The 25,087-nt window shown below is 47.5% G+C and carries 21 protein-coding genes; 18 read left to right on the top strand and 3 right to left on the bottom strand.

Going from position 1 to position 25,087, the window contains the following annotated elements; translation table 11 throughout:
* The first annotated feature begins 70 nt into the window (after positions 1-70).
* From rlmN to spoVM, 7 genes are all read left to right on the top strand, one after another.
* Positions 71-1,111: a 23S rRNA (adenine(2503)-C(2))-methyltransferase RlmN gene (rlmN, locus tag MKZ13_RS20590; RefSeq protein ID WP_017687452.1), complete on the top strand. Its 1,041-nt coding sequence runs from the start codon at positions 71-73 to the stop codon at positions 1,109-1,111.
* A 7-nt stretch (positions 1,112-1,118) separates the two neighbouring features.
* Positions 1,119-1,895, top strand: coding sequence for a Stp1/IreP family PP2C-type Ser/Thr phosphatase (locus MKZ13_RS20585; RefSeq protein WP_017687453.1), 777 nt, complete (start codon positions 1,119-1,121; stop codon positions 1,893-1,895).
* Positions 1,892-4,102: a Stk1 family PASTA domain-containing Ser/Thr kinase gene (pknB, locus tag MKZ13_RS20580; protein ID WP_339177802.1), complete on the top strand. Its 2,211-nt coding sequence runs from the start codon at positions 1,892-1,894 to the stop codon at positions 4,100-4,102. Before MKZ13_RS20585 ends, pknB begins: the two co-directional genes overlap by 4 nt.
* A 61-nt stretch (positions 4,103-4,163) precedes the next feature.
* On the top strand, positions 4,164-5,072 hold the full coding sequence (gene rsgA / locus MKZ13_RS20575; RefSeq protein WP_047843681.1) for a ribosome small subunit-dependent GTPase A: 909 nt from the start codon (positions 4,164-4,166) through the stop codon (positions 5,070-5,072).
* A gap of 1 nt (position 5,073) precedes the next feature.
* A complete protein-coding gene (gene rpe / locus MKZ13_RS20570) occupies positions 5,074-5,733 on the top strand; it encodes a ribulose-phosphate 3-epimerase (protein ID WP_017687456.1) in 660 nt (219 codons plus the stop codon).
* 3 nt (positions 5,734-5,736) lie between these two features.
* Positions 5,737-5,988 (top strand): hypothetical protein, encoded by a 252-nt coding sequence (locus MKZ13_RS20565; RefSeq protein WP_221825304.1) that lies wholly within the window; start codon positions 5,737-5,739, stop codon positions 5,986-5,988.
* Between the two features lie 167 nt (positions 5,989-6,155).
* Positions 6,156-6,236: a stage V sporulation protein SpoVM gene (spoVM, locus tag MKZ13_RS20560; RefSeq protein ID WP_019424875.1), complete on the top strand. Its 81-nt coding sequence runs from the start codon at positions 6,156-6,158 to the stop codon at positions 6,234-6,236.
* Positions 6,237-6,430: 194 nt separating this feature from the next.
* On the opposite strand, the gene rpmB is transcribed toward spoVM, so the two are convergent.
* Positions 6,431-6,619 (bottom strand): 50S ribosomal protein L28, encoded by a 189-nt coding sequence (rpmB, locus tag MKZ13_RS20555; RefSeq protein WP_017687459.1) that lies wholly within the window; start codon positions 6,617-6,619, stop codon positions 6,431-6,433.
* Positions 6,620-7,256: 637 nt separating this feature from the next.
* Between rpmB and MKZ13_RS20550 the strand changes: the two genes are divergently transcribed.
* The 9 genes from MKZ13_RS20550 (at position 7,257) to glsA (ending at position 18,964) form a co-directional block, all read left to right on the top strand.
* Positions 7,257-9,068, top strand: a complete 1,812-nt coding sequence (locus MKZ13_RS20550; RefSeq protein WP_339177798.1) for a DAK2 domain-containing protein — start codon at positions 7,257-7,259, stop codon at positions 9,066-9,068.
* Between the two features lie 28 nt (positions 9,069-9,096).
* Entirely contained in the window at positions 9,097-9,960 is an 864-nt protein-coding gene (locus MKZ13_RS20545) for a DegV family protein (protein WP_339177795.1), read from the top strand.
* Between the two features lie 10 nt (positions 9,961-9,970).
* Positions 9,971-12,016, top strand: a complete 2,046-nt coding sequence (gene recG, locus MKZ13_RS20540; protein WP_339177792.1) for an ATP-dependent DNA helicase RecG — start codon at positions 9,971-9,973, stop codon at positions 12,014-12,016.
* Between the two features lie 115 nt (positions 12,017-12,131).
* Positions 12,132-12,419: a stage VI sporulation protein F gene (locus tag MKZ13_RS20535; RefSeq protein ID WP_036614589.1), complete on the top strand. Its 288-nt coding sequence runs from the start codon at positions 12,132-12,134 to the stop codon at positions 12,417-12,419.
* Positions 12,420-13,338: 919 nt separating this feature from the next.
* Positions 13,339-14,991 carry a sensor histidine kinase gene (locus MKZ13_RS20530; RefSeq protein ID WP_339185420.1) on the top strand — a complete coding sequence of 551 codons (1,653 nt, stop codon included), beginning with the start codon at positions 13,339-13,341 and terminating at the stop codon, positions 14,989-14,991.
* Between the two features lie 10 nt (positions 14,992-15,001).
* Positions 15,002-15,802, top strand: a complete 801-nt coding sequence (locus tag MKZ13_RS20525) for a LytTR family DNA-binding domain-containing protein (RefSeq protein WP_221825295.1) — start codon at positions 15,002-15,004, stop codon at positions 15,800-15,802.
* Positions 15,803-15,982: 180 nt separating this feature from the next.
* Entirely contained in the window at positions 15,983-17,218 is a 1,236-nt protein-coding gene (locus tag MKZ13_RS20520; RefSeq protein ID WP_036675050.1) for an OFA family MFS transporter, read from the top strand.
* Positions 17,219-17,479: 261 nt separating this feature from the next.
* Positions 17,480-17,962 (top strand): GNAT family N-acetyltransferase, encoded by a 483-nt coding sequence (locus MKZ13_RS20515; protein WP_339177788.1) that lies wholly within the window; start codon positions 17,480-17,482, stop codon positions 17,960-17,962.
* 60 nt (positions 17,963-18,022) lie between these two features.
* Complete coding sequence (gene glsA / locus MKZ13_RS20510; RefSeq protein WP_221825291.1) at positions 18,023-18,964, top strand: glutaminase A; 942 nt, start codon at positions 18,023-18,025, stop codon at positions 18,962-18,964.
* A gap of 215 nt (positions 18,965-19,179) precedes the next feature.
* Here the strand turns inward: glsA and MKZ13_RS20505 are convergent, their stop codons facing one another.
* Both MKZ13_RS20505 and MKZ13_RS20500 read right to left on the bottom strand, forming a co-directional pair.
* Positions 19,180-19,521, bottom strand: a complete 342-nt coding sequence (locus MKZ13_RS20505) for a YolD-like family protein (RefSeq protein WP_339177785.1) — start codon at positions 19,519-19,521, stop codon at positions 19,180-19,182.
* Entirely contained in the window at positions 19,518-20,762 is a 1,245-nt protein-coding gene (locus tag MKZ13_RS20500; RefSeq protein WP_339177784.1) for a DNA polymerase IV, read from the bottom strand. The genes MKZ13_RS20505 and MKZ13_RS20500 overlap by 4 nt, the downstream gene beginning before the upstream one ends.
* An 864-nt stretch (positions 20,763-21,626) precedes the next feature.
* Here MKZ13_RS20500 and MKZ13_RS20495 point away from each other — a divergent pair.
* Both MKZ13_RS20495 and MKZ13_RS20490 read left to right on the top strand, forming a co-directional pair.
* Entirely contained in the window at positions 21,627-23,852 is a 2,226-nt protein-coding gene (locus MKZ13_RS20495) for a hypothetical protein (RefSeq protein ID WP_339177783.1), read from the top strand.
* Positions 23,853-23,878: 26 nt separating this feature from the next.
* A complete protein-coding gene (locus tag MKZ13_RS20490; protein ID WP_036614555.1) occupies positions 23,879-25,087 on the top strand; it encodes a HEAT repeat domain-containing protein in 1,209 nt (402 codons plus the stop codon).

Raw genomic sequence — 25,087 nt, 5'->3', positions numbered from 1 at the left:
GAATAGGACGAATGGAACGAAAAGAAGGAAGCCAACGAAAAGAAAAGAAGGAATAGGTGTTGACAACAAAATGAAACCTTTTATATATGATTATTCTCTGGAACAACTGCAGCAATGGGCTGTGGAGAATGGGGAGCCGGCGTTTCGCGGTGGCCAAATCTTTGACTGGATTTATGTAAAACGCGTGAATGATTTCAGTGAAATGACCAATCTGTCCAAGCCATTGCGTGAAAAACTGACAGAGCAATTTGAATTCGTAACGCTTAAGGAAATTACCAAGTTTGAATCCAAGGATGGAACGGTTAAATTCCTCTTTGGTCTTCATGATGATCATGCCATTGAGACGGTAATCATGAAGCATAACTACGGGAACAGCATCTGTGTAACCACACAGGTTGGTTGTCGTATTGGTTGTACGTTCTGTGCATCCACATTGGGTGGACTCAAGCGTAACCTTACGGCTGGGGAGATTGTTGCCCAAGTTGTGCAGGCTCAGAAAATTCTGGATGAACGCAACGAGCGTGTCAGCAGCATTGTAATCATGGGTTCAGGTGAACCTTTCGAAAACTATGAAGCTACGATGACTTTCCTGCGCATTATGATTCATGAAAAAGGGCTGAACATCGGTCAGCGTCACATCACGGTATCCACGAGTGGAATCGTTCCGAACATCTACAAGTTTGCGGATGAAGATACACAGATTAACCTCGCCATTTCGATCCATGCACCAAATGATGCACTTCGTTCGAAATTGATGCCGGTTAACCGTCGTTTTCCTTTTGAAGACGTGATGGAGTCCCTTCGTTATTATCTGGCCAAAACAGGTCGGAGAATTACGTTCGAGTATGCACTTATTGGTGGGGTAAACGACCAGCCAGAGCATGCAGCTGAACTGGCAAGTGTGCTTAAGAACATGTTGTGCCACGTGAATCTGATTCCGGTTAACCATGTACCTGAACGCAAATACGTAAGAACATCGAGAAGCGACATTTTCAATTTTCAGAAGATACTCTCGGAACAGGGTGTTAATGTAACCATTCGTCGTGAACAGGGACATGATATTGCTGCCGCTTGCGGTCAGCTTCGTGCAAAGCATATGGAGTTGAGGTGAGAACGTTTTGATCAAAACAGTTCATGTGAGCCATATCGGACGAGTGCGTTCGGTGAATGAAGATTCAGCCTGGATTCGTAATCTCGATACAGGATATATTCTGGGTATTGTTGCCGATGGCATGGGTGGACATCTTGCAGGGGATACGGCAAGCCGCTTGGCAGTAGAGACGTTGGTGAAAGATCTGGGAACACTGGAACCAGGTCTGTCACATGCGTCTCTGTCTGCGGCTCTCAGCGATGCTATTTTGCATGCCAACGAAGTTATCTTCCGCACGGCATCAACAGATGACAAGTATCACAACATGGGAACAACGGTAGTTGCGGCTTTATTGAACGATACGGAAGGTGTTATTGGACACATCGGTGATAGCAGAGCCTACAAAATTGCGAACAAAGCTGTGATCCAGCTAACCGAGGACCATACACTGGTGAATGAATTGTTCAAAAATGGTCAGATTAGCAAAGAGGATGTGTCCCATCATCCACGTCGCAACGTACTAACTCGTGCGCTTGGAACAGATGCCGAGGTGAAGGTAGATCTGGATACCGTCAAGCTGGAGGAAGGCGAAGTTCTTCTCCTGTGCAGTGATGGTCTCAGTAACCTGGTCAGCAATGAGCAGATTATTCAGGTTGCCGGCAATCTGGAACTGGCATTGGAAGATCGTGCAGACCGACTGCTTCAGTTGGCTTTACTTGCTGGGGGAGACGACAACATCACGCTTGCTTTGTTCGAGTTGCAGAGGGAAGGTTCCGTGGATACGGAAACGGGGTGTGAGTCATGATTGGGCACCAACTAGGCGGACGCTATGAAGTGATTGAGCGTGTCGGCGGTGGCGGCATGGCTCTTGTGTACAAAGCCCAGGATCTTCTCTTGAACCGGAATGTAGCGATCAAAGTCCTTAGACAACAGTTTGTGCATGACGAAGAGTTTATTCGCCGTTTCCGCAGGGAAGCACAGTCGGCAGCATCGCTGTCTCATCCGAATGTAGTTAGCATTTATGACGTGGGGCAGGAAGATGACGTTCATTATATTGTCATGGAGTACGTGGAAGGCAAAAACTTGAATGAAATTATTAAAGAACGCGCCCCTCTGCAGGTGGACGAATCGGTGCGAATCGCTTCCCAGATTGCAGATGCTCTTGATCATGCACATCATAATCAAATCATTCATCGGGATATCAAACCCCACAATATATTAATTGGCCGGAATGGCCGTGTGAAAGTAACGGATTTCGGGATTGCCCGTGCGGTTACATCTACAACGATTACGCAGACCGGTTCCGTAGTTGGTTCTGTACATTACTTCTCACCAGAGCATGCCAAAGGCATCGTTACTGGTGAAAAATCGGACTTATATTCTCTTGGGATCGTACTTTACCAAATGCTTACCGGGCAACTTCCGTTTCTGGGTGAAAGTCCAATCAGTGTGGCATTGAAGCATTTGCAGGAAGAGTTCGATGAACCACGCAAATTCAATCCATTGATTCCGCAAAGTGTGGAAAATGTCATCTTAAAATCCATGCGTAAAAATCCGCAGGAACGTTATCAGTCGGCCAAAGAAATGCAGACCGATCTGGAAACTTGCCTGATGCCGGAGAGACGTAATGAAACGAAGATTGATTTTCCGGATGAGGACGATATAGACCAGACTCGCGTTATGCCAGCGATCAAGCCTGAACCTCGTGGAGTTACATCGACGGGTGCAGTGCCTGTGATGGAGTCTGATGAAGAAACTGGCAAGGGTAAGGCAAAATCCAAGAGCTGGAAGAAGCCAGCTCTACTCATTTCATTAACCGTTCTTATTCTAATCGCCATGGTGGGCGTTGTATGGTATGTCAAAGGTATGCTGGTTGTACCTGAAGTAACCGTCCCTAACGTGATCACCCAGACAGAAGAAAAGGCTCGGGAAATGCTTGAGGAGAAAGGACTCGTCGTAAGTGATGAGGTCATCCGTCTGTACCAGGAAGGCGTCGAACCCGGTATCGTCTATGAACAGAGCAGAAAAGAAGGCGATGTTGTCAAAGAAGGCTCCGAGGTCCAGATCAGTGTTGGTGCAAAAAAAGAACTGGTGAAGATGATTGATGTCAAACAAGAGACTTATGACGAGGCTGTCAAGAAATTGACTAAGCTTGGTATTAAGGAAGATCAGATTCAGCGGAAAGATGAGTTCTCCAATGATGTGGCTTCAGGTACTGTTATTTCCCAGACACCTGGCGTTAATGAGAAATTCGATCCAGAGGCGGTTCAGATTGAGTTAACCGTAAGTAAAGGCACTGAAACGGTCAAAATGCCTGATCTGAAAAATCTTACCCGCAGTGAAGCTGAAGAAAAGCTTAAATCTGCTGGACTGGAACTTGCTCAGGTGCAGGAAGAACCAAGTTATACGATGGAAAAGGGCAAAGTGACGCAGCAATGGCCTGTGGAAGCGGGCACAGAGGTGAATCCTGGTGATAAGATTACGATCTTTATTAGTACAGGGTATCCACCTGAAGCGCTGCAATATCCTTTTGATATTAATGTATCACCCAAAGAAGAGGGCAAAAACAGTAAAATCCGTATCACATATGAAGACGCACGTGGCAAGAATCAGGAATGGGGAACACGCACCGTGAACTCAACCCAGACCTTGACCATTCCACTTGTGCTCGCTCCAAATGAAAATGGGGCTGTGTCCGTATATCGTGATGGACAGTTCCTGGATACGTATCTTGTCTCCTACAGTGAAGCCAAAAACGGAACAGTAAACGTACCTTCCATTGACCCGGAACAAAGCACCGAGACGCCGCCAGAAAATGAGCCTGATCCAGGTGAAGGTAGCGTTGATGAGGGAAGTGTTGATCCCAATCAGGAAGGTGAACCTGAGTCCACACCGGCAGACGGTGAAGGTGACAGTGTAGATGAGGACACTTCTGCCATGAATAATGGTAAGGGGCACGGCAAGGAAAAAGAGAAGAAAAAGGAAGTCATTAACGCATCAAGCCGTCCATAAGGGCGGCTTATGCTGGCGTCTGGAGTAAATGTACCACCATCTAAAGGAGGGCGACGGAGCTATGCCAGAAGGTATCATCGTTAAAGCGCTAAGCGGTTACTATTATGTCATGCCAGTGGAAGACAACGGGGTTCCTTCGGTTGAAGGTTCCGCCGTTCAATGTCGAGCCAGAGGTATCTTCAGAAAGCGGGGAACGTCACCGCTTGTAGGTGATCGCGTCAGCTACATGTTGACTGAGAACGGAGAAGGAACGGTTGATGAAATTCGGAAGCGTGAGACGGAACTTATCCGTCCTCCTGTAGCGAATGTAAGTTTGGCTGTTCTCGTGTTCTCTGTGAAGGAACCGGATATGAACCTGAACCTGTTGGACAAGTTCCTTGTTCACATCGAGCAGGCGGGGCTGGATGCACTCATTGTTTTGACCAAACTGGATTTGGCTGATCCATCCAAAGACACTGTTGCTGAAGTGAAAGCATTGTATGAACAGGTTGGTTATGAAGTGATTTCCACAAGTTCACGTACCGGTGAAGGAAGTGAATTGCTCAGAGATCGTCTGGCTGGTAAGATCAGCGTATTCTCCGGACAATCCGGTGTAGGCAAGTCTTCGATGTTAAATGCATTGATGCCGGGCCTGACGCTGGAGACAAATGCAATCAGCATGCGTCTGGGGCGAGGGAAACACACCACCAGGCACGTGGAGCTTATTCCGTTGGATAATGGTGGATTTGTTGCGGATACGCCAGGATTCAGCCAACTGGACTTTCTGGAGATCGGTGTGGAGGAACTCTCCACTTGTTTCCGGGAATTCGCCCAGTTTGCAGATCAGTGCAAATTCCGAGGTTGTACCCATACACATGAACCAGGCTGTCGTGTGCTTGCGGCCAAAGAGGAAGGTCTGATCTCCGAAAGCCGATATCAGCACTATGTGCTGTTCCTGACCGAAATGAAAGATAAGAAGCGGAGGTATTAACATGATTAAAATTGCCCCATCGATATTATCAGCTGATTTTGCCCGCCTTGGTGCGGAAGTTGCAGAAGCCCAAGCTGCAGGAGGAGACTGGATTCATGTTGACGTTATGGACGGTCATTTCGTCCCTAATATTACACTTGGACCTGCTATTGTGAAGGCAATTGCTCCACATACAAGCTTGCCGCTCGATGTGCATTTGATGATTGAGAATCCGGAGCGTTATGTTGAGGAATTTGCCAAAGCGGGTGCAGCGGTAATTACTGTTCATGCTGAGGCTTGTGTGCATTTGCACCGCGTTATTCATCTCATTAAGGAGCAAGGAGTGAAGGCAGGAGTTGCCCTTAATCCAGGAACGCCAGCGTCTGCCATTCTCGAAGTTCTGGATGATGTGGACATGGTTCTTGTTATGACGGTCAATCCTGGCTTTGGCGGACAGGCATTTATCTCGGGTACCATGAACAAAATCAAGCAGATTCGTACCTGGTTGAACGAAAAGGGACGCCATGATGTACATATCGAAGTAGATGGCGGGATTGCAGCCGATACAGCTCCACTTGTAGTGGAGGCTGGAGCAGATGTGCTCGTTGCTGGGAGTGCCGTATTTGGACGTGAGGATCGCGCTGCAGCGATTACTGAAATTCGCCGTAGCTACGGAGGCTGATCTATGACCTTCAAGGAGACACTGTGGACGATGGCTGCGAGTCTCGTGACGGGACTTGTGCTTGCTTTGTTTGCGGTTATTCAATCCCCGTTTAATGCCATTACGTCATTAATCGGGGTAGGCGTTGTTATTATGTATTTCCGCAAATTTGATCGTACCGGACATCGGGTTACTTTTGTCATATTCAGCATACTGTATTATGTACTGAGTGTTTTCATGATCGCTGTCTATCAATATATTCCTTCCCAAACGTAAATGAACTGATCTTCGGGCTTGTCATTGTGGAATAGGGATCGAAGGTTCCGCATAAATATGGTTACATGAGCAGGTTTCTCATGTAGCCTTTTTTGTCGTGTTTGAGGTGAAGAAGGCCTGAAGCATAGGATACGGCGGACGCATGAGCATGATGGGGAGGGTGAATTATGAAATTTTACACATTCAAACTGCCGAAGTTTTTGGGAGGGTTTGTAAAGGCGATACTTAATACGTTTCAAAAGAACTGATCCGATTGATAAGGTAACAGGGAATACCGCCGCTTTGGCTCAGGCTTATCTGGAATTCGTACCTGCGAAGCGCCATGCGGCGGCCATTCACATGTTAATGAGCGTATTCAAGAATCCTTTTTTTGAATACCAAAAAAGCACCTGCAAGGAACAAGGTGCTTTTTGCTTACCCGATTTATAGTAGCTTTGCGTGATTATACGCGAGTCACTTTACCGGCTTTCAGTGCACGGGTGCTTACGTATACACGTTTTGGTTTGCCGTCAACGAGAATGCGGACCTTCTGAACGTTTACGCCCCAAGTACGACGGTTACGGTTGTTAGCGTGGGATACGTGGTTACCGGTGCCCGGTTTCTTACCTGTCACATAACATTTGCGAGACATAGATTACACCTCCTATCCTAAAATAACCAGTTGCCTTCAGAAACGAAAAGTCATTCCATAAGGGCTAAATTGTTCTTCCTGATCATAAAGATCAGGTTTCAGTAGCTAATGGCGTTGTTTAAGCCGGCATGAACCGGATCATTTCCATTACTTAACCTGCATAAAACAATACTTGAATATAATATCATAATTAAAAAAGCTTCGTCAACTGATCCAAAAACTTTATTTATTTCTCCTGTCTAATATAGTACAATGTTGAGTAGTCCATAATACAGTGGTGAACAGGCTGTTGCCGCGAGGAAGTCGGAGAATAAACCGTACTTAGAGGTCGGTGGTCTGCTTTTTGGCAACGCTGTGAGCTGCGGCATTCCATCATTGGCACCAGTCTCCATGCGGCATTCATGCCGGCTCTTGATACCGGTGCATATCCGTATGCCCCGAAGTTAGGGGTGCAGAGAGTGCAGGATATTGGTAGTCCGGCCGCCCAGACCGTTAATCCGGCTGACATGTTGTATTGTATGCCTGTGCCGGACAAGGTATGGACGAAGAATAACGCAGTCCGCGTTAGCGCATGAACAGACCAGACACATCTTGGTGCAAGGTGTTCGTGTATCAAGCTAGGAAGGGGAATTCTCACTTGAGTATACGTTCTTTAAATGGAACAGATTTCACCGCAATGGTACTTGCCGGAGCGGAACAACTTGGACAGCATGCAGAGCACGTCAATTCCCTGAATGTTTTCCCTGTGCCGGATGGTGACACGGGAACGAACATGAATTTGACAATGAGTGCAGGAGTCGCAGAGATTAAAAGAAAAAGTTCTGCCTCCATCGGCGAAGCTGCCGGTATTCTATCGAAAGGCCTGCTTATGGGCGCACGGGGGAATTCAGGTGTTATTCTGTCGCAATTGTTCCGTGGTTTTAGTCGTTCAGCTGCTCCCTATGAGGAACTGAATACGCTCCAATTTGCAGCAGCCCTGCAGAACGGTGTTGACGCAGCTTACAAAGCAGTCGTAAAGCCCGTTGAAGGGACCATTCTTACCGTAGCCAAGGAAGCGGCGAAACATGCCAACTACTACGCAAGACGGACGAATGATATTACTGAATTAATGAATGAAGTTTTGTTAAAAGCAAAAGAAGCACTGGCAATGACTCCGGAATTACTGCCTGTACTGAAACAGGTTGGTGTTGTGGATTCAGGTGGTCAGGGGCTTGTATATATCTACGAGGGCTTTATGGAAGTATTGCTGCAAAGTGACGGAGGGAGTCATACTTCGCTGAACAAAGAAGTAACCCCATCCTTGGCAGCATTTGCTTTGAAACCGGCTGCACCGACAGAAGTGGATATCAAGAAGCCTGCACAGCAGCAGGTGATTGCACCAGAGATGCCATTGTCTGCTCAGGCGAGATTGGAAACGGAAGATATTGAGTTCCTTTATGATATGGAATTTTTCATTAACCGTGAGCTTGGAGAGAACGCAGGAGTGGCATTTGATGACGAAGCATTCCGGAAAGCATTGTCAGTTAATGGAGATTCGATCATTATTATTGCCGATGATGAAGTCATTAAAGTTCATGTCCATTCCAAGACACCAGGCGATGTATTAAACCTGGCGCTGCATTATGGGGAGATTACACAGATTCATATTCTTAATATGCGTGAACAGCATCGGGATCTCCTCACAGCAGGCATGGACATCGCTCCATCACCTGAATTGTTTGCAGAGATTCCACCTGAGGCGGCGCGCAGTATGGAAGAGGCTGTGCTTCCTGCAGATGAGATGGCACCGTATGGTTTTATTGCGGTATCCTCCGGTGACGGTATAGCAGAGATCTTCCAAAGTCTTGGCGTTGATGTTGTTCTGTCCGGTGGACAGACGATGAATCCGAGTACTGAGGATTTTGTAAAAGCCGTTCGTTCCATTTCTGCGGAGCAGGTGTTTATACTCCCGAATAACTCGAATATTGTACTGGCTGCGGAGCAGGCTCGTGAACTGCTTGAAGATGAGCGCCGGGTTACGGTTATTCCAAGCAAAACCATTCCACAGGGGATGGCTGCTGCCTTTGCTTTCCAGGAAGATGAGTCTGCGGAAACAAACCGTGATCAAATGTTGGAGGCCATTAGCCGGGTACAGTCCGGTCAAGTGACTCATGCGGTTCGTGATACGCAATATGATGAATTAGATATTAAGCTGGGGCACTATATCGGTATTCATAACTCCAAAATTGTAGCGACGGATGAAACCATGCTTCAAGCATGTGAAGGTCTGCTCAAACAGATGATGGAGAGTGGAGATGAAGTGTTGACGATCCTTGAAGGGGAAGAAGCGGACCCTGAGGTTACTGCTGCCCTCGCTGCATGGCTTGAAGAACAGTATCCTGATGCTGAGGTAGAGGTACATCTTGGAGGACAGCCTGTATATTATTATTTGTTCTCCGTAGAGTCCTAATAGCACTCTAGCGAAGAGGAGGAGAGTCATGAGCCACAAGGTTGCGATAGTAACAGACAGTACGGCAGATATTCCCGAAGAACTCATTCGCAAATACGGAATTCACATTGTTCCGCTGCGTGTTCTTTTCGGTGAAGAGACCTATGCAGATGGCGTTGATCTGACTTCGGAACAGTTCTACGAAAAGTTGAAGAAGGTATCTGTGTTGCCTACAACTTCACAGCCATCTCCAACTGACTTCATGAATGTGTACCAAACACTTCTTGATGAGAACCCGGAACGCCCGATTGTATCGATCCACCTGTCATCCGGCATGAGTGGTACCTACCAATCGGCCATGCTTGGCAAGTCTTTGCTGGAGCGTGAGGGTGACATCACCGTGCTGGATTCGAAGTCAGCATCGTATGGATACGGTCTAATGGTAGTACAGGCTGCTGAACTTGCCGAACAGGGCAAGTCAGCAGTCGAAATCACTACTGCCATTGAAGGGATGCAACAATCTCGCAAATTGTTCTTTCTCGTGGATACCCTTGAGTATCTGCAAAAAGGCGGTCGGATTGGCAAAGCTTCAGCCATTTTGGGAACGTTGCTTAACATTAAGCCGATCCTGTCTATTGATGAAGAAGGCGTTATCTACGCAGTTGAGAAAGTCAGAGGTCATAAAAAAGCAATGGCACGCATTATTGAGCTGTTCCAGAAGGATCTTGCAGGCAAACGGGTTAACCTGGCGGTAGGTCATACCGCTGACCCGGGATCAGCGATCGCTTGTGCAGAACAGCTGCGGGGTCATTTTACACTGAATGAAGTGATCTATACCAATATTGGAGCCGTAATAGGCAGTCATGTTGGACCTGGTGTCATTGCGATCTTTATGTGGCCTGTTCCGGAATGAGGGATTAGACATGAAATTGGAAGAAATATCAGTTAAGCAAATTAACGGCGTGAGTGCTCTCAAAGAGGGAGAGCTTCACGCCTTTGGCATCTCTACTGTTAAAGACCTGCTTGAATATTATCCGTTCCGTTACGAGGATTATCGTCTGCGTTCCCTTAGTGAAGTGAAGGATGGGGACAAGATTACGGTCCAGGGACAGGTGATGGGTATTCCTGTATTACAACGATACGGTAAAAAGTCCCGTCTGACCTGTAAGATCATGACGGAAGAGTGGATGATTACAGCAACGTGGTTCAATCGCCATTTCCTCAAAGAGCAGCTTACGCCCAATCGGGAGATTGTGATTACGGGAAAATGGGAACAAAAACGTATGCAGATGACCGTGACTGACTCGGAGTTCCCCGATAAAGGGGATGGGCGTTCAGGTACACTGCAACCTGTATACTCGGTAACCGGCAAGCTGACGCAACAATGGATGAGGAAAACGATCAATCAGGGATTAATCCAATTCGGAGATATGATTCCTGAGATTCTGCCTCAGTCCTTGATGAAGAAATATAGCTTGATGCCTCGTAAACAAGCGATTGCTGGAATTCATCGTCCACAGGACAACCGGGAAGGTCAACAGGCCAGACAGCGGATGGTGTATGAAGAGCTGTTTCTGTTCCAGTTGAAAATGCAGGCGTATCGTGCGTTGAACCGAAATCGCATGGATGGTGTAGTGCATACCACGGACAATACGACGATTCGTGAGTTTGTACGAAGTTTACCTTTTGAATTAACAGATGCACAGAAAAAGGTGGAGCTTGAAATTCTGCATGATATGCGTTCGCCCTATGCGATGAATCGTTTATTGCAGGGTGATGTGGGATCGGGTAAAACGGTTATTGCGGCAATTGCGCTATACACAACTGTTCGATCCGGTTTCCAAGGGGCTCTGATGGTGCCTACAGAGATTCTGGCGGAGCAGCATATGCGCTCACTGCAAAAGCTGTTTGAACCGTTTGGGGTAACCTTAGGGCTGTTAACGGGCAGTGTAAATGGACGCAAACGTAAAGATCTGATCGCCTCGTTGCAAATGGGCATGATTGATATCGTGGTGGGTACACACGCCCTGATTCAGGAAGATGTTTTCTTCCGTGATCTGGGTCTTGTGGTGACGGACGAGCAGCATCGCTTCGGGGTGAATCAGCGCAGCGTTTTACGACGCAAAGGATATAATCCGGATGTGTTAACAATGACGGCAACGCCTATTCCCCGGACACTGGCCATTACAGCTTTTGGGGATATTGAAGTATCCACGATCTCAGAGCGTCCGAAAGGACGGATTCCCATCTCCACGTATTGGGTCAAACACGATATGATGGAGCGGGTGCTCGGGTTTATCTCCAGAGAAGTGGATCAGGGGCGTCAGGCTTATCTGATCTGTCCGCTCATTGAAGAGTCGGAGAAGTTGGATGTGCAGAATGCCATTGATCTGCATGTGCAGATGCAGCAGAACTTTCCAAAATATCGTGTAGGTCTGCTGCATGGACGGATGACAGCCTTGGAGAAAGAAGAGATGATGCGATACTTCTACAGCAATGATATTCAGTTGCTTGTCTCCACCACCGTTGTCGAGGTCGGGGTCGATGTGCCAAATGCCACGTTGATGGTCATTATGGACGCGGACCGCTTCGGTCTCTCCCAGCTGCATCAGCTTCGTGGTCGGGTCGGTCGTGGTGCGCATGCTTCCTATTGTGTACTCATTGCTGATCCCAAGACGGAGGTCGGACAGGAACGTATGAAGGTTATGACGGAAACGGAGGATGGATTCGAGGTATCCCGGCGTGACCTCGATCTCCGGGGTCCGGGTGATTTCTTTGGTACCAAACAAAGCGGATTGCCTGAGTTCCGTCTTGCCGATATGGTTGCCGATTTTGCTGTGCTGGAACAGGCCAGAGATGACGTGACCCACTTAATTGAGGATGCGACCTTCTGGACCTCTATGGACTATGCACCTCTGCGTGATTTCCTGCAGCAACAGCAAGTATTCAAGGGTGATCTGATTGACTAATGTATGCCATAATAGCGAGTTTTTCGTATTACCTTTGTAAAAAATGACAAGTGTACAAGCCCTCCCGACATATGAATAAGAAGTGAGTTCATTCTTTTGGGAGGTGCTATACGTTTTGGGTTACCAACAATATGGAATTAGTCCGCAGCTGGTGGAGCGGATCAAATTAAAGATGAAAAATCCCGCTGTCAAAGAGCGTATCAAAAAGTTGATTGATGGCGTAACCAAGTCTGATCTGCAAGATAAGGCCAAGGTCAGAAGGTTGGTTAAGTCTTCCGCTGTCATTATGAATGAGAATTTCTCTCCGGCGCAGGAGGAGCAGTTTGTTGCGTTTGTGCTCGCGCAGAAGATTGATCCAAACAATACGTTTCATTTGATTAAGCTGTGGGGGATGTTTAGGTAGGGATTCGATGTAATGTTGGGTGGGATAAAGAGCGTTGTTTACACGGGGGCACTACGAGTGCAGTACCATCTTTCGATCGCTGTTATCCCCGGATTTTTTTGATTCCCTTTTCTAAAGGGTAAAATCCGGGGATAAAGGCGCACGCTTCGCTTCTTCAGATTGGTTCTGCCCTCTCTGTTGTTGTGTAAACGAAAGTACTTTAGAAAAGCCAAATTACACTCAAGTTGGTGTGGTAATGTAAAGAAGGGTGTTCCATTAAGTCATCTGACTAATGGAACACCCTTTTTTTGGTGGAGGTAGGGATGAAGATCGTTTTAGTTGGGCTTTAAATGGTGTTTATGTATTTTCATCCGCTACATTTTTACTTTTATCCTGGAAAGAGCTGATGAATATTAAAGTTATGAGTAGAACTACAATTATAGTGCTATTGGAAGGGGATTCTTTGAGTATGTAGTCTTGCACAAGTAAGACCAAGATTGAGATAAATATAATAATTTGCAGGACAAGTCTTGTTGAGCGATCAGGGTTATTGGATCGTCTGGAGACAGCATATAGGGTAAGCCATATTAGGCTAAAAAGTAGAAGTGAACCCAGGAGTAGAATGGCAAGCATGCATGAACACCTTTCTGTGATTAAATTCATCAATAATTGGAATAACATGACAACTGATTATAACATAGGTTTTTCTGGAGTCGGACATTTTCATAGAAGTTAAGGGATGAACTATGGTGTGCTTGGTGCAATATAGTTGATGTATTTTCACAGGATGGACTTTGCTTTCCTTCAGGTGGAGCGGTAAACTGTTGCATACGAGCCTTTTGGATTAATGTCCTGGATTTTACTCAAAAAGGCGTGGCTATGTCGGTATGTATTTTATTTTCAGATAGATGTGGAGGAAGTACGATTGGAGATGTTTACGATGCTGCTGGGTTTATTTGAACGGGCGGCGCTGTTGATTATATTTTTATTCTTTCTGTCGAGGGTGCCGAGATTTAGGCAGATTCTGCAAAAGGGGAAATTAAGGTGGCAGGAATATATTGCGGTTACCTTGTTATTCTGTGCTTTTGCCATCTTCGGGACATATACGGGCATTAATGTTGAAGGTTCACTGGTGAACGTGCGGATCATCGCCGTGTTATCGGGTGGTATTTTGTTCGGAGCGCCTGTGGGTATTATTACGGGTATTGTATCTGGGGTGCATCGGTATTTGATCGATATGGATGGAGTCACAGCTATACCGTGTCTAATCACAAGTATCCTGGCAGGTCTGGTCTCTGGATATATACATAAGTACACGCCCAAGCCTAAACGATGGATTATCGGCATTGGTGCCGGAATGATCTGTGAAGCGCTGACGATGTTATTAATCCTGCTATTTTCCTATCCCGATCCACTGGGTGCCGATATTGTCTCGCAGATTGCGCTGCCTATGATTCTGGGTGAAGTCAACATTGGGCTGATTGTGCTCTTGGTGCAGAGTGTTGAAGGGGAAAAGGAAATGATTGCAGCCCGTCAGGCGAAGCTTGCATTGGAGATTGCGAACAAAACCTTGCCGTATTTCCGTTCAATTGATGAGGATTCTCTGCGCAAGATCTGCCGAATTATTCAGGAGGATATTCAGGCTGATGCGGTTGCAATTACGGATACCCGGAATGTACTGGCTTATGTAGGATTTGGTGAGGAACGATATCATATCGGTAATGAAATTATTAGTGAGATGACCAAGAAGACGATATCCAGCGGGGAGATTACGATCAGTAATGATGTCATTGATGAAAAAACACCCGATATCCACTCGCTGTTAATCATTCCGCTCAAAGAACGAGGAGACATTACAGGTGCGCTCAAAATCTATTATCGCAAAGCGTACAAAATTACGTATCCATTACAAACGATGGCTGTAGGTCTATCGCAGATCATCTCGACCCAGATGGAGGTATCGCGGGTAGAAGAGATCAAGACTGCTGCCAACAAAGCAGAGCTGCGTGCATTGCAGACGACCATACATCCTCATTTTCTATTTAATGCGCTAAATGCGATTGCATCGTCCATCCGAACCAAACCGGATCGAGCGCGCGAGTTGATTGTGAATCTATCCGGGTACATGCGTTACAATCTGGAGCTGTCGGATGAGTTAATTGATATTCATAAGGAACTGGAGCAGGTCCGCAATTATGTAGAGATTGAGAAAGCCCGCTTCGGCAGCCGACTGAATGTGATCTATGAGATTGATGAGGTCGTGGTGCATATTCCGAGTCTTGTTATCCAACCGCTCGTCGAAAATGCAATTATTCATGGCATTCTCAAGGTGAAAGGACCCGGGACTGTTCGAATTCGGGTACAGGATTATCCGGAGTTTGTACGAATCAGTGTCAGTGATACAGGAGCAGGCATCAGTGCAGATATTATTGAACGTGTCTACCACGACCGTATGCCTGGTAACCAGATCGGGCTATATAATGTGCATCGCCGGGTCAAACTTATTTACGGACAAGGTGTAACCATTACTAGGCTGGAACAAGGAACCGATATTTTATTTGATGTGCCCAAAGGAGATGTCGTAACAAGGTGATGATGGATCAATGAGAGCTCTTATTGTGGAAGACGAGATTCTGGCAAGTGAGGAATTGAATTATTTAATCCAGGAACATAGTCAGATTGAGGTGGTGGATCGCCTTGAAGACGGGCTGGATGTACTTAAGTTTTTGCAGGAACAAGAAGTAGATGTTATTTTTCTCGATATCAATATTCCCTCGCTGGACGGTATGATGCTTGCACATCATATTGGGAAGTTTGCAACGAAACCCTACATTGTATTTACTACGGCGTATAAGGAACATGCAGCGGAAGCCTTTGAGTTGGAGGCGTTTGATTATATTCTGAAGCCGTATGACGAGAAACGAATTGCTGCAATGCTCCATAAGCTGGAGCTCGCATTCAAACGTGATCATACGCCGGTGGAGCAACATGTTGAGGATGGACCAGCTACTATGGTGGACGGATCTGCTGCACAGGGAGATCTGTTACGAGAACGAGATACGAATTCCCATACAGACAGAAGAATTAATCTGCTGCGGAATGACAATATTATTGTTACGGATACGGCAGACATCTACTATGCGGAAGCGCAAGAGAAGGTGACGAAGGTATATACCAAAAATGGGGAGTTCACCATGCCAGTGAGCATATCGGATTTTCACAGCCGTCTGCCACAGGATATGTTCTTTCGCTGCCACCGTTCGTACGTCGTAAATCTGTCGCAAATCCGTGAAATTGTACCTTGGTTTAACAATACGTATCTGCTCCGTCTGCGCGATTTGGAAGCTGAAGTGCCCGTGAGTCGCGGGAAGGTCAAAGAATTCAGGCAACTCATGCGCATCTAGAAGCATTTCATTCCGCATCTGATGCAACTCATGCTCAAAACGGTGTGATGAATCCCCTTTCATGTATGATTAGCTTGTGAACGCATTCATGTATATGACATCGGCAAAGGGGAGATCACGATGAAAGCAACAATTTCATCCGTTTCATCAACACCTGAATCAACATCTGCACCTACAAAAATGAACCGCTGGCTTATTGTTTTGGGGACCATCATTGTACAAATGGGTCTTGGAACCATCTATACTTGGAGTTTATTTAATCAACCGTTGTCTGATCGTTTCGGATGGGACGTCAGCTCGGTCGCGATAACTTTTTCAATTACCAGTTTTGCTTTGGCTTTTGCCACATTGTTTGCAGGCCGGTTGCAGGAACGTTGGGGTCTTCAGCGTCTGATCCGTGTAGCCGGGGTTGTGCTTGGGCTGGGTCTTATTCTGAGTTCCCAAGTAACCTCGTTAACACTGCTGTACATTTTGGCTGGATTTGTCGTTGGTTTTGCAGATGGTACGGCGTACATTACGTCGCTGTCTAATCTGATCAAATGGTTCCCGGAGCGTAAAGGTCTGATCTCGGGGATCTCGGTCGGAGCCTTTGGTACTGGTAGTTTATTGTTCAAATATGTGAACACGGCATTGATTGGTGCCGTTGGTCCTGCTCAGGCATTTATGTACTGGGGCATTATCGTTCTGGTTCTGGTCGTTGCGGGATCATTCCTGATCCGTGAAGCGGTTGTTCGTGAACAGGCTCCGGCAAGCAAGGAAGGATCCAAACAAGTCGTGGCACGTCATGATTACACGGTGAAAGAGATGCTGCGTACAAAAGAAGCGTACATGCTGTTTGTTATTTTCTTCACGGCGTGTATGAGCGGTTTGTATCTGATCGGTATTGTCAAAGATATCGGTGTACAGCTTGCAGGTCTTGATGTAGCTACCGCTGCGAACGCAGTGGCCATGGTTGCGATCTTTAACACGGCAGGACGTATTATTCTCGGTGCGCTGTCGGATAAAGTAGGACGAATGAAAGTCATCGCTGGTGCGCTGCTGGTTACAGCCGTAGCGGTCATGACACTTAGTCTGGTTCCACTGACCTTCGGGATCTTCTTCGCATGTGTGGCGGCCGTTGCATTCTGCTTTGGCGGTAACATTACGGTATTCCCGGCGATTGTGGCCGATTACTTCGGACTGAAAAATCAGAGCAAAAACTATGGTGTCATCTATCAGGGATTTGGATTTGGTGCTTTGGCAGGATCATTCATCAGCGCCCTGCTGGGCGGATTCCATCTAACCTTCATCGTGATTGCTGTACTCTGCGCTGTCTCGTTGTTGCTCGCACTGATCATTACCCCTCCAGGTGAAGGTCGTCGTGCACGTCAACGTGAAAAACAGATGAATCTTAACCCTTCATCACGGGCAAGCTAACAACATGCACGGGAAGTACGGAACAGAGAATATTTCTTCATCTTAAAAAGCAAATTAAAAAATAAAGTAAACAAAGCGGTCTCCAGATGAGGCCGCTTTTTGGTATCTACAGTTGTCAGATTGCCGGACTGTTAGCCTATCGGACCATCTGGCTGCCTGCAAGCGTGGTGCCTTGTGTGCATTCCATCATTCGCATCTGTTATACTCTAGGTGAATTCATCAAGACTAAGACCAAGTTATGTACCCCAGAGGAGGCATATCATGAAGTTCATTAAATACACACAACCTGATTTTGATGATTATTATGCATTGGTTTCCAATATGGAAGTAATGAAACAGATTACAGAACGTGCAATACCTGAGCAAGAGGCGAGAACACAATTCGAGTCCATGCTGGAGTTTAATGAGCGTTCCACTTGCGGACATTACCGGGTATTCAGTGAAGATGGGGCCGGTGTAGCGTATGCCAAATTGATTCCGGATCAGGAGGACCCGACCAGGGCTGAGATAGGTTACATGATCCTGCCTGAACATTGGGGCAAAGGTCAAGGCACATCCATAGCGTCACGGTTGATTATACAGGCACAAGCCGCAGGGATGGGATCACTCTATGCAGTTATCGATCCAGGTAACGCTGCTTCCCGCCGGATCTTGACCAGACAGAACTTTGTATCCACCTGGATAGGCGATTACGATGGTCTTCCTGGTGAGATTTTGGAGTTGAACCTTCAAATAAATCGGTAAAGGAACTGTTCTGAGGGTAATCAGATGCTAGCTTATATAGAGATGTGGAGGAGATGACATATGAGCAATTCAACCATGGAACGTCTGAATGCATTGCTGCCGGAGTGGCTGGAGACCAGTCGTTTGCACACCGGGCAGGGTAAGGTGGCTTCTTATATTCCAGAGCTTGTCAAAGCCTCTCAGGATGAGCTTGGTATACATATCATGGACGCTGAAGGGAACTATGTGTCGGCAGGGGATTGCGGTGTCCCATTTACGATGCAAAGTATCTCCAAAGTATTTACCCTTATTCTGGCTTTAATGGATCATGGAGAAGAAGCTGTCTTCTTTAATGTAGGAAAAGAACCCACAGGCGACGATTACGATTCGATGGTTAAGCTTGAACTAGTCGAACCCGGTATTCCGTTTAATCCCTTGATTAATGCGGGTGCGATTACGGTGTCCTCGCTTGTTGGAGGAGACTGTAAGGAAGAGAAATCACGCCGCATTCTGGAGTTTTTCCGCAAACTGGCACACAATGATCGCCTGGGCTATAACGAAGAGGTATTCCAGTCCGAATCGGAGAGTGGTCATATGAATCGTTCACTTGGCTACTTTTTGAAGCACAACGGAGTCATTAAGGATGACGTTGAAGACGTGCTTGCCGTGTATTTCCGTCATTGCTCCATTGAAGTGACGTGTGCAGATTTGTCTCGAATGTCACTCGTTCTGGCCTATAATGGAACAGATCCAATTACGGGAGAAGAACTCATCCCTCGTCGCTATGTTCAGATTGCCAAAACCTTCATGACCACCTGTGGTATGTATAATGCATCAGGCGAATTTGCCATCGAGGTCGGATTGCCCGCCAAAAGTGGAGTATCTGGAGGGATACTGACCCTTGTACCGGGACAATTCGGCATAGGTCTTGTTGGCCCGGCTCTGAACCGCAAAGGCAACAGTATTGCCGGCGTGCATCTGCTCGAGCGTCTGTCGAAGGAATTTGACTGGAGCTTTTTCTAAAAGTTTTTCAGAAAAAAGAAGCTTTACCCTTATATGTAGCCGATGAATCACGTATCTGATATTTTGCTTCTTTAGAACGAAGTGAATGGTCTGGATATGTCTCGTCGGCTACTTTTGGTATTCACCTGGAAGTGTAGGAAGACAGTCCTGCATGACAACGGCTATGCTGCATCTATCATGGAATATCCACAACATCGGGGTGGGTATATCTCCCTTCAGTCATCGGCTAGGGCCACATCTGTAATGAGGTTCATCTGAATATCCCGGGACCCATCTTCCATCAGTAGTCTGAGGGTCCGGGCAGGACGGTCCAGCCGAAGCACCTGCCCCGTGTAACGGATATCGTCATGTTCGTGAAACAACGTAATAGTGACCTTATCTCCAAGCATCATCGAGTTGCTGAGCAAACGGGACATTTCTTCCGCGGCCTGGGCATCCAGGGAGGGGCGGGTACGAGGAGCAAGTTGTTCCTGATGAAGAGTGTAGGCTTCCCGGTGTTCGGGGAGCATCATGCGCGAGGACTCGAAGATACCGTTTTGCTGCAATTTTTTACTCATTTATAATGACCTCCAATTTTATGAGAACGTTCATGGGCTTGCGCGGACGAGCAGAGGGAGGATGCCCGCATGATGGCGGTTTCTCCGTACCTGCGCTTGATATCATCCGTGGCACGTTCCAGTTCTCTTTTACGTTCGCGGTCATCAAACCAGGACAGCTGTACTTCGGAATCGGGTACAAGTCCGGTCAGTGACACGCTGATACGGCGGATGGGTAATCCGTCCCAATGGCGCAGGAACAGAGCTGCGGCCGCATCATATACTTCATCCGTAATGTTGGTGGGTTCATTCACCTTCATCTGGCGGGAGAAACCGGTTGGCCGATCATAATCCTGTCCGCGACATCCAACCGAGACCACATGGCCCATGAGTGATTTGTCCCGGGAACGTCGGCTGACGAGTTCCGCCAGTTCAAGCAGTACCACTTTGATATCTTCCCAGGAGTCATAGTCCCGGGGCAGCGTCATCTGATGTCCGATCCCCTGCTGCTGATGAGCATATGTCCCGGGTTTGACCGGAGAATCGTCGATACCACGGGCAATACGCCACAGTACCTCGCCATTCACCCCCCAACGTTCTCTTAGTCGGGACAGTGGGGTCTGGGCCAGATCACCGATCGTATGGACCCCCATCTTATAGAGATGCTGCGCCATGCGGGAACCAACCATGAACATGTCTCGCACAGGCTTCTTCCAGATGGTTGAAGGCAGATCTTTGCGAGGCAGCGTGCAGATGCCCCCGGGGACTTTCTTGGCGTACAGATCACAGGCCATCTTGCTAACAACCTTGGTATCACTGATGCCGATCCGAATGTATACACCCGTCTCATCCATCACTCTGGATTGAATGCTGCGTGCAATCGTCTCGGGACTGCCAAACAGATCCAGGCTTCCGGTGACATCGAGGAACTGTTCATCAATACTATAGGGTTCCACCAGATCGGTGTAAGACTGAAGGATACGCGTAATATGAAGGGACACCCGAATGTACTCGGCCATCCGGGGGCGAACAACAACAACATCCGGACATTTGGCGAGCGCTTCGCCCAGTCGTTCTGCTGTCGTAATTCCATAGGACTTGGCGAGTGGGCAGGCCGCAAGAATAATACCCGAACGGCGAGCCGGATCTCCCGCAACAACGAGGGGGCGGTCATTGTATTCGGGATGTGCAGACTTCTCCACACTGGCATAGAATGACTGGCAGTCTGCCAGCATGATGACACGTCTGTCTTGGCGGGGCATAAGACTTCTCTCCTTATCCGTGATGCTAAGCTCTTCTGTTAAGCATTCATTATCTTCATTTGTTCATTTGAACATCGATAATTAACAGTTTATTTACAGTATGGAACAAGTGTTCTTGTTTTATAAGCATATCTGACAATTCGAAATGCGGCAACCGGAATTATTTTGCAAATTGGACACAATTATGGATTAGCTATATTAGAGGCTGAAATTAGGAAATAAGATGTGCTTTTTTACATTTAATGTGAGAGATCTGTGACCTCTGGGTGATGACCGGGCGTTCATTTAGGTTTTTGTAAAAGGGTTATAAATGGGCACAGTCCTATAGAGGGGGACTGACGTCCTTTTTTGATTTTCTGCATTTTTCAGAAAACCTTGATGTGACGCGGAATATCGCTGATGCGTTATCGGACTATAGTATCAATTTTGTAATCTTTATGGTTAATACTGTAAAAAGGTCCGCAACTTTAACATATGACTCGCGTTTAATGGGGTATGTGTTCAAACGGAAAATGATGCCTGTACCCGCGTTGCACATAACAATAAAGGTTCCAGAAGTGCAAGATCAGCAGGCATCTAATCCATGCAATTCGAGCAAATATTAGTGTTTGGGAATCAGAGGTATCCCAGAGGCTTCCGAGTGGTAGTTGATGGACCTTTTTACGAATCATGGGCAGAATGTTCCATTTCATGTTTGCTTCCATCAGCCTAGTTACAAATGCAGAGTCTTAGCGCTATAGTGAGAACTACACCGCTGACATCTCTACCAAGCGGACATCCGAAGCGGAATGATTCCTATGCTTCATGTTGGACCATTCGGTGTTGAAGCAGGATGCATAATAGAGAGGTGAGCAATCTAAAGACATGAGCAGACAAAGACGAAGACGCTGGTTATTAACGGTGTTGACAGGAGCAGTGGTGGTGACTGGCGGGATATTTGCCGGGTGGCACTATATGCAACCCAAGCTCGTTACGTACACAGCGGAGAACGGCACGGAGATGAAATTCAAGACCGATGGAGACCGGTTCATGGAATACGGGCCAGATGGAACGTGGAGGGAGATGTTCGTCAAAGGTGTCAACCTGGGCGCAACTTCACCGGGGCATTACCCGGGAGAATTCCCGCTGACCAAAGAGGATTACTTGCGGTGGTTCCAGCAGATCGAGGATCTGGGAGCCAATGTAATTCGGGTATACACGGTTCACGAACCGATTTTCTACTCCGCATTGGTCGAATATAACCGCGGCCGGGAGCAACCGTTATATTTTATACAGGGCATATGGTCACCTGAAGAAGAGTTAATTGAGAAGCAGGATGCCTATGCGGTTCATATTGAGCAGACGTTCAAACAGGAGATTGAAAAGGCCGTATCTGCTGTCTATGGCGATGCGGACATTCCTGCCAAGCAGGGAGAGTCCAGCGGCAAATACAAAACGAATGCAGGAAAATACCTGATGGCCTGGCATGTAGGGACGGAATGGGACCCGGCGATGGTAGACAACACAAACGCAAAACATGCGGACGTGCCGCAGTACAAGGGAGTTCATTTCTCGGCGAGTCCAGAAGCGTCACCGTTCGAGAACTGGCTCGCAGAGCTGCTGGATCATACGGCGGTCCTGGAGAAGAAGTATGGATGGGAACATCCGATGACCTTCACCAACTGGGTAACCACCGATGTGCTGGATCATCCCGGCGAGCCACTGTATGAAGAGGATCTCGTCAGTGTGGATGCCCGACATATTCAGCCGGAGGCGTGGCAGGGAGGTTATTTTGCAGCCTACCATGTGTACCCGTATTACCCGGATCTGTTCCATATCGATAAAACACTCCAAACGATCAAGGATGAGAACGGTGAGTACAACACGTACAAAAGTTATCTGCGCAAGCTGAAAGCCGAGTTTTCCGATATGCCTGTAATGATTACGGAGTATGGCGTACCCTCTTCTCTTGGTATTTCCCATCTGGGTATGGGAGGACGGAATCAGGGTGGACATAACGAAGTAGAGCAGGGAGATATCGACGCGTCACTGACGCAGGATATCTATGATGAAGGATACTCGGGAGCAATTGTGTTCATGTGGCAGGATGAATGGTTCAAAAAAACATGGAACACGATGCCACTGGAAATCCCGGCTGATCGCCGTGCATATTGGTTGAACGTGCTGACAAACGAGAAGATGTTTGGTCTGCTTGCCATGGACCCGGGTAAACAGGAACAGTTGACCATCGACGGATCACTGGATGACTGGGATGATCTGAAGGATGAAGAGGTCACGACCTGGCAGGGCCAAGTGGACGGCATTCAGGAAATGAAGATGACCCATGATGAAGCCTATCTGTATATTGGGCTGACCTTGGATCAACCGTTTGACTCGGCTAAGACAGTGCTGCGAATTGGGACCGATACACTTGCTGGAGGCAGTCAGCCTGACAAGTTACTCCCGGGCCGGACGCTCAGTGATGGTCTTGAGACGGTGATTACACTGGGGCAGGATGAAGAATCTCAGGTGGAGATCGCCAAGGATTATGACTTTAATCAGCGTCTGTATGGCAAGGATGGATACGACATGCTGCCAGATCAGCAGTCAGACTCCACAGATCCGTTCCACCCATGGAATCTGGCAGTTAGCCTGAGGATGACACCGCCGGATACCCGATCTGCTCAACCGTTCATGAATGAAAAGGTCGGAACATTGAAACGGGGAACGACAGCTCCCGGTCAGTCAGATACGGATTCATTAACGGCATGGCAGTATAACGGCAATCAAGTGGAGATGCGAATTCCCTGGATGCTGCTTGGGTTCGGTGATCCGAGTTCGCTGCAAGCGATTGACTATGGACCGCTCAAGAATGGACGTGAGTTCTCCACAGTTGCTGTGGAAGGCGTTACCCTCATTCCGTGGTTAACGGACCGCGCCACGAAGAAAGTATCTTGGCCTGGGGGTGAACAGACGACCCTGGATCTGAAGACATTGCCGGTATATAGCTGGCAGCCTTGGGAGCAGGTGCAGTATAGTGAACGCCTGAAGCTAAGCTACGAAAAAATGAAGAAGAGTTATGAAAAAATTCCTAGTTTTCAGATCGAATAAATGAGTATAAAGGAGGACCTTTTCACATGTTTCCAAGTTTGGCTTTGGCCTATCTGTTTTTGTACATCTGTATCGCACTTGTTGTTGTAGGCGTCATCGTATTGTTTGCCATGAAAATGTCCCACAATGGCAAACGACGTAAGACGGCGTTTTATGAATTGAAGCAGCGTGACTATTTCACCTATCTGCAAACAGCCTTGACTGAGAATAGTCCACTCAGATTGCCACCAGGCAAACTGGCTCCGCTGGAACGCAGAGTCATTCAGGACAGACTGATTGAATGGATCGACCAGTTCAAGGGTGAGTATCGCGACAAATTAATCGCACTGTGTCGTGAAGCAGGATTCGTAGAGCATGATCTGAAGGAACTGGGCCGTCTGCGTTATGGTCGTCAGATTGATGCGGCTTATCGCTTGGGTGGCATGCGTTGTCCCGAAGCCGTTCCGGGTTTGATGGAATTGCTGAAGGATGAGAAACCGGGCCCGATGGCCATTATGATTGGTCGATCCATCTCCAGATGTACGACTCGGCAAGGTGAACTGAAAGACATGCTCGCTTTGCTGTTAACCAAAGGTAAGTCCATTCACCATCTGGCAGCAGATATTCTGCTCGAAACGAGTCTGGATACGAGCAGAATTCTAATTGAATTGCTGGAAGACCGGAATCCTGATTTTGTCAAAGTCGGACTGGTTGCCATGTGGGGACAGGCTGTACCTGAAGTGATGCCTGCACTCGACAGACTGGTAGGCGCAGAACATCAGGATGTACGTGCCGAGGCGGTGAAGCTGTATCTTAGCGCAAGTCCGGCACTCCGGGATGAGACAATCCTGAAGCTGATCCAGGACCCCGATCCGGAAGTTCGCGCCGAAGTGGTACAAGCGCTTGGTTACAAGCATGCATCTGGCAGCATTCCATTGCTGCGCAAAGCGCTTCGGGATGAAGACTGGAGAGTTCGATATAACAGTGCGGAGAGTCTGAGCAAGCTCGGTGAACCGGGATTCGAAGCGCTGTGTCAGGCTGCGGTGCAAGGTACAGTTGCTGAGCGCGAGATTGCGATGCAGCAGATTGAGAGTACCATGCAGCACACGAGAACCGATGACAGAGCTGTAGAGCAGATGATTGCACATAACAAAAAAAGACTGCTGTACGATCGCTATTTTGGCCCTGTACGAGAGAACAGAACCAGCAAGAAGCGCACAGGTGTCGCTACGGTAGGAGGGGATTACACTGCTTAG

Source organism: Paenibacillus sp. FSL R5-0701, from assembly GCF_037973995.1.
Lineage (GTDB): Bacteria > Bacillota > Bacilli > Paenibacillales > Paenibacillaceae > Paenibacillus.
Note: the sequence above shows the minus strand (reverse complement) of the source record. Positions and strands in the feature narration are given on the sequence as shown.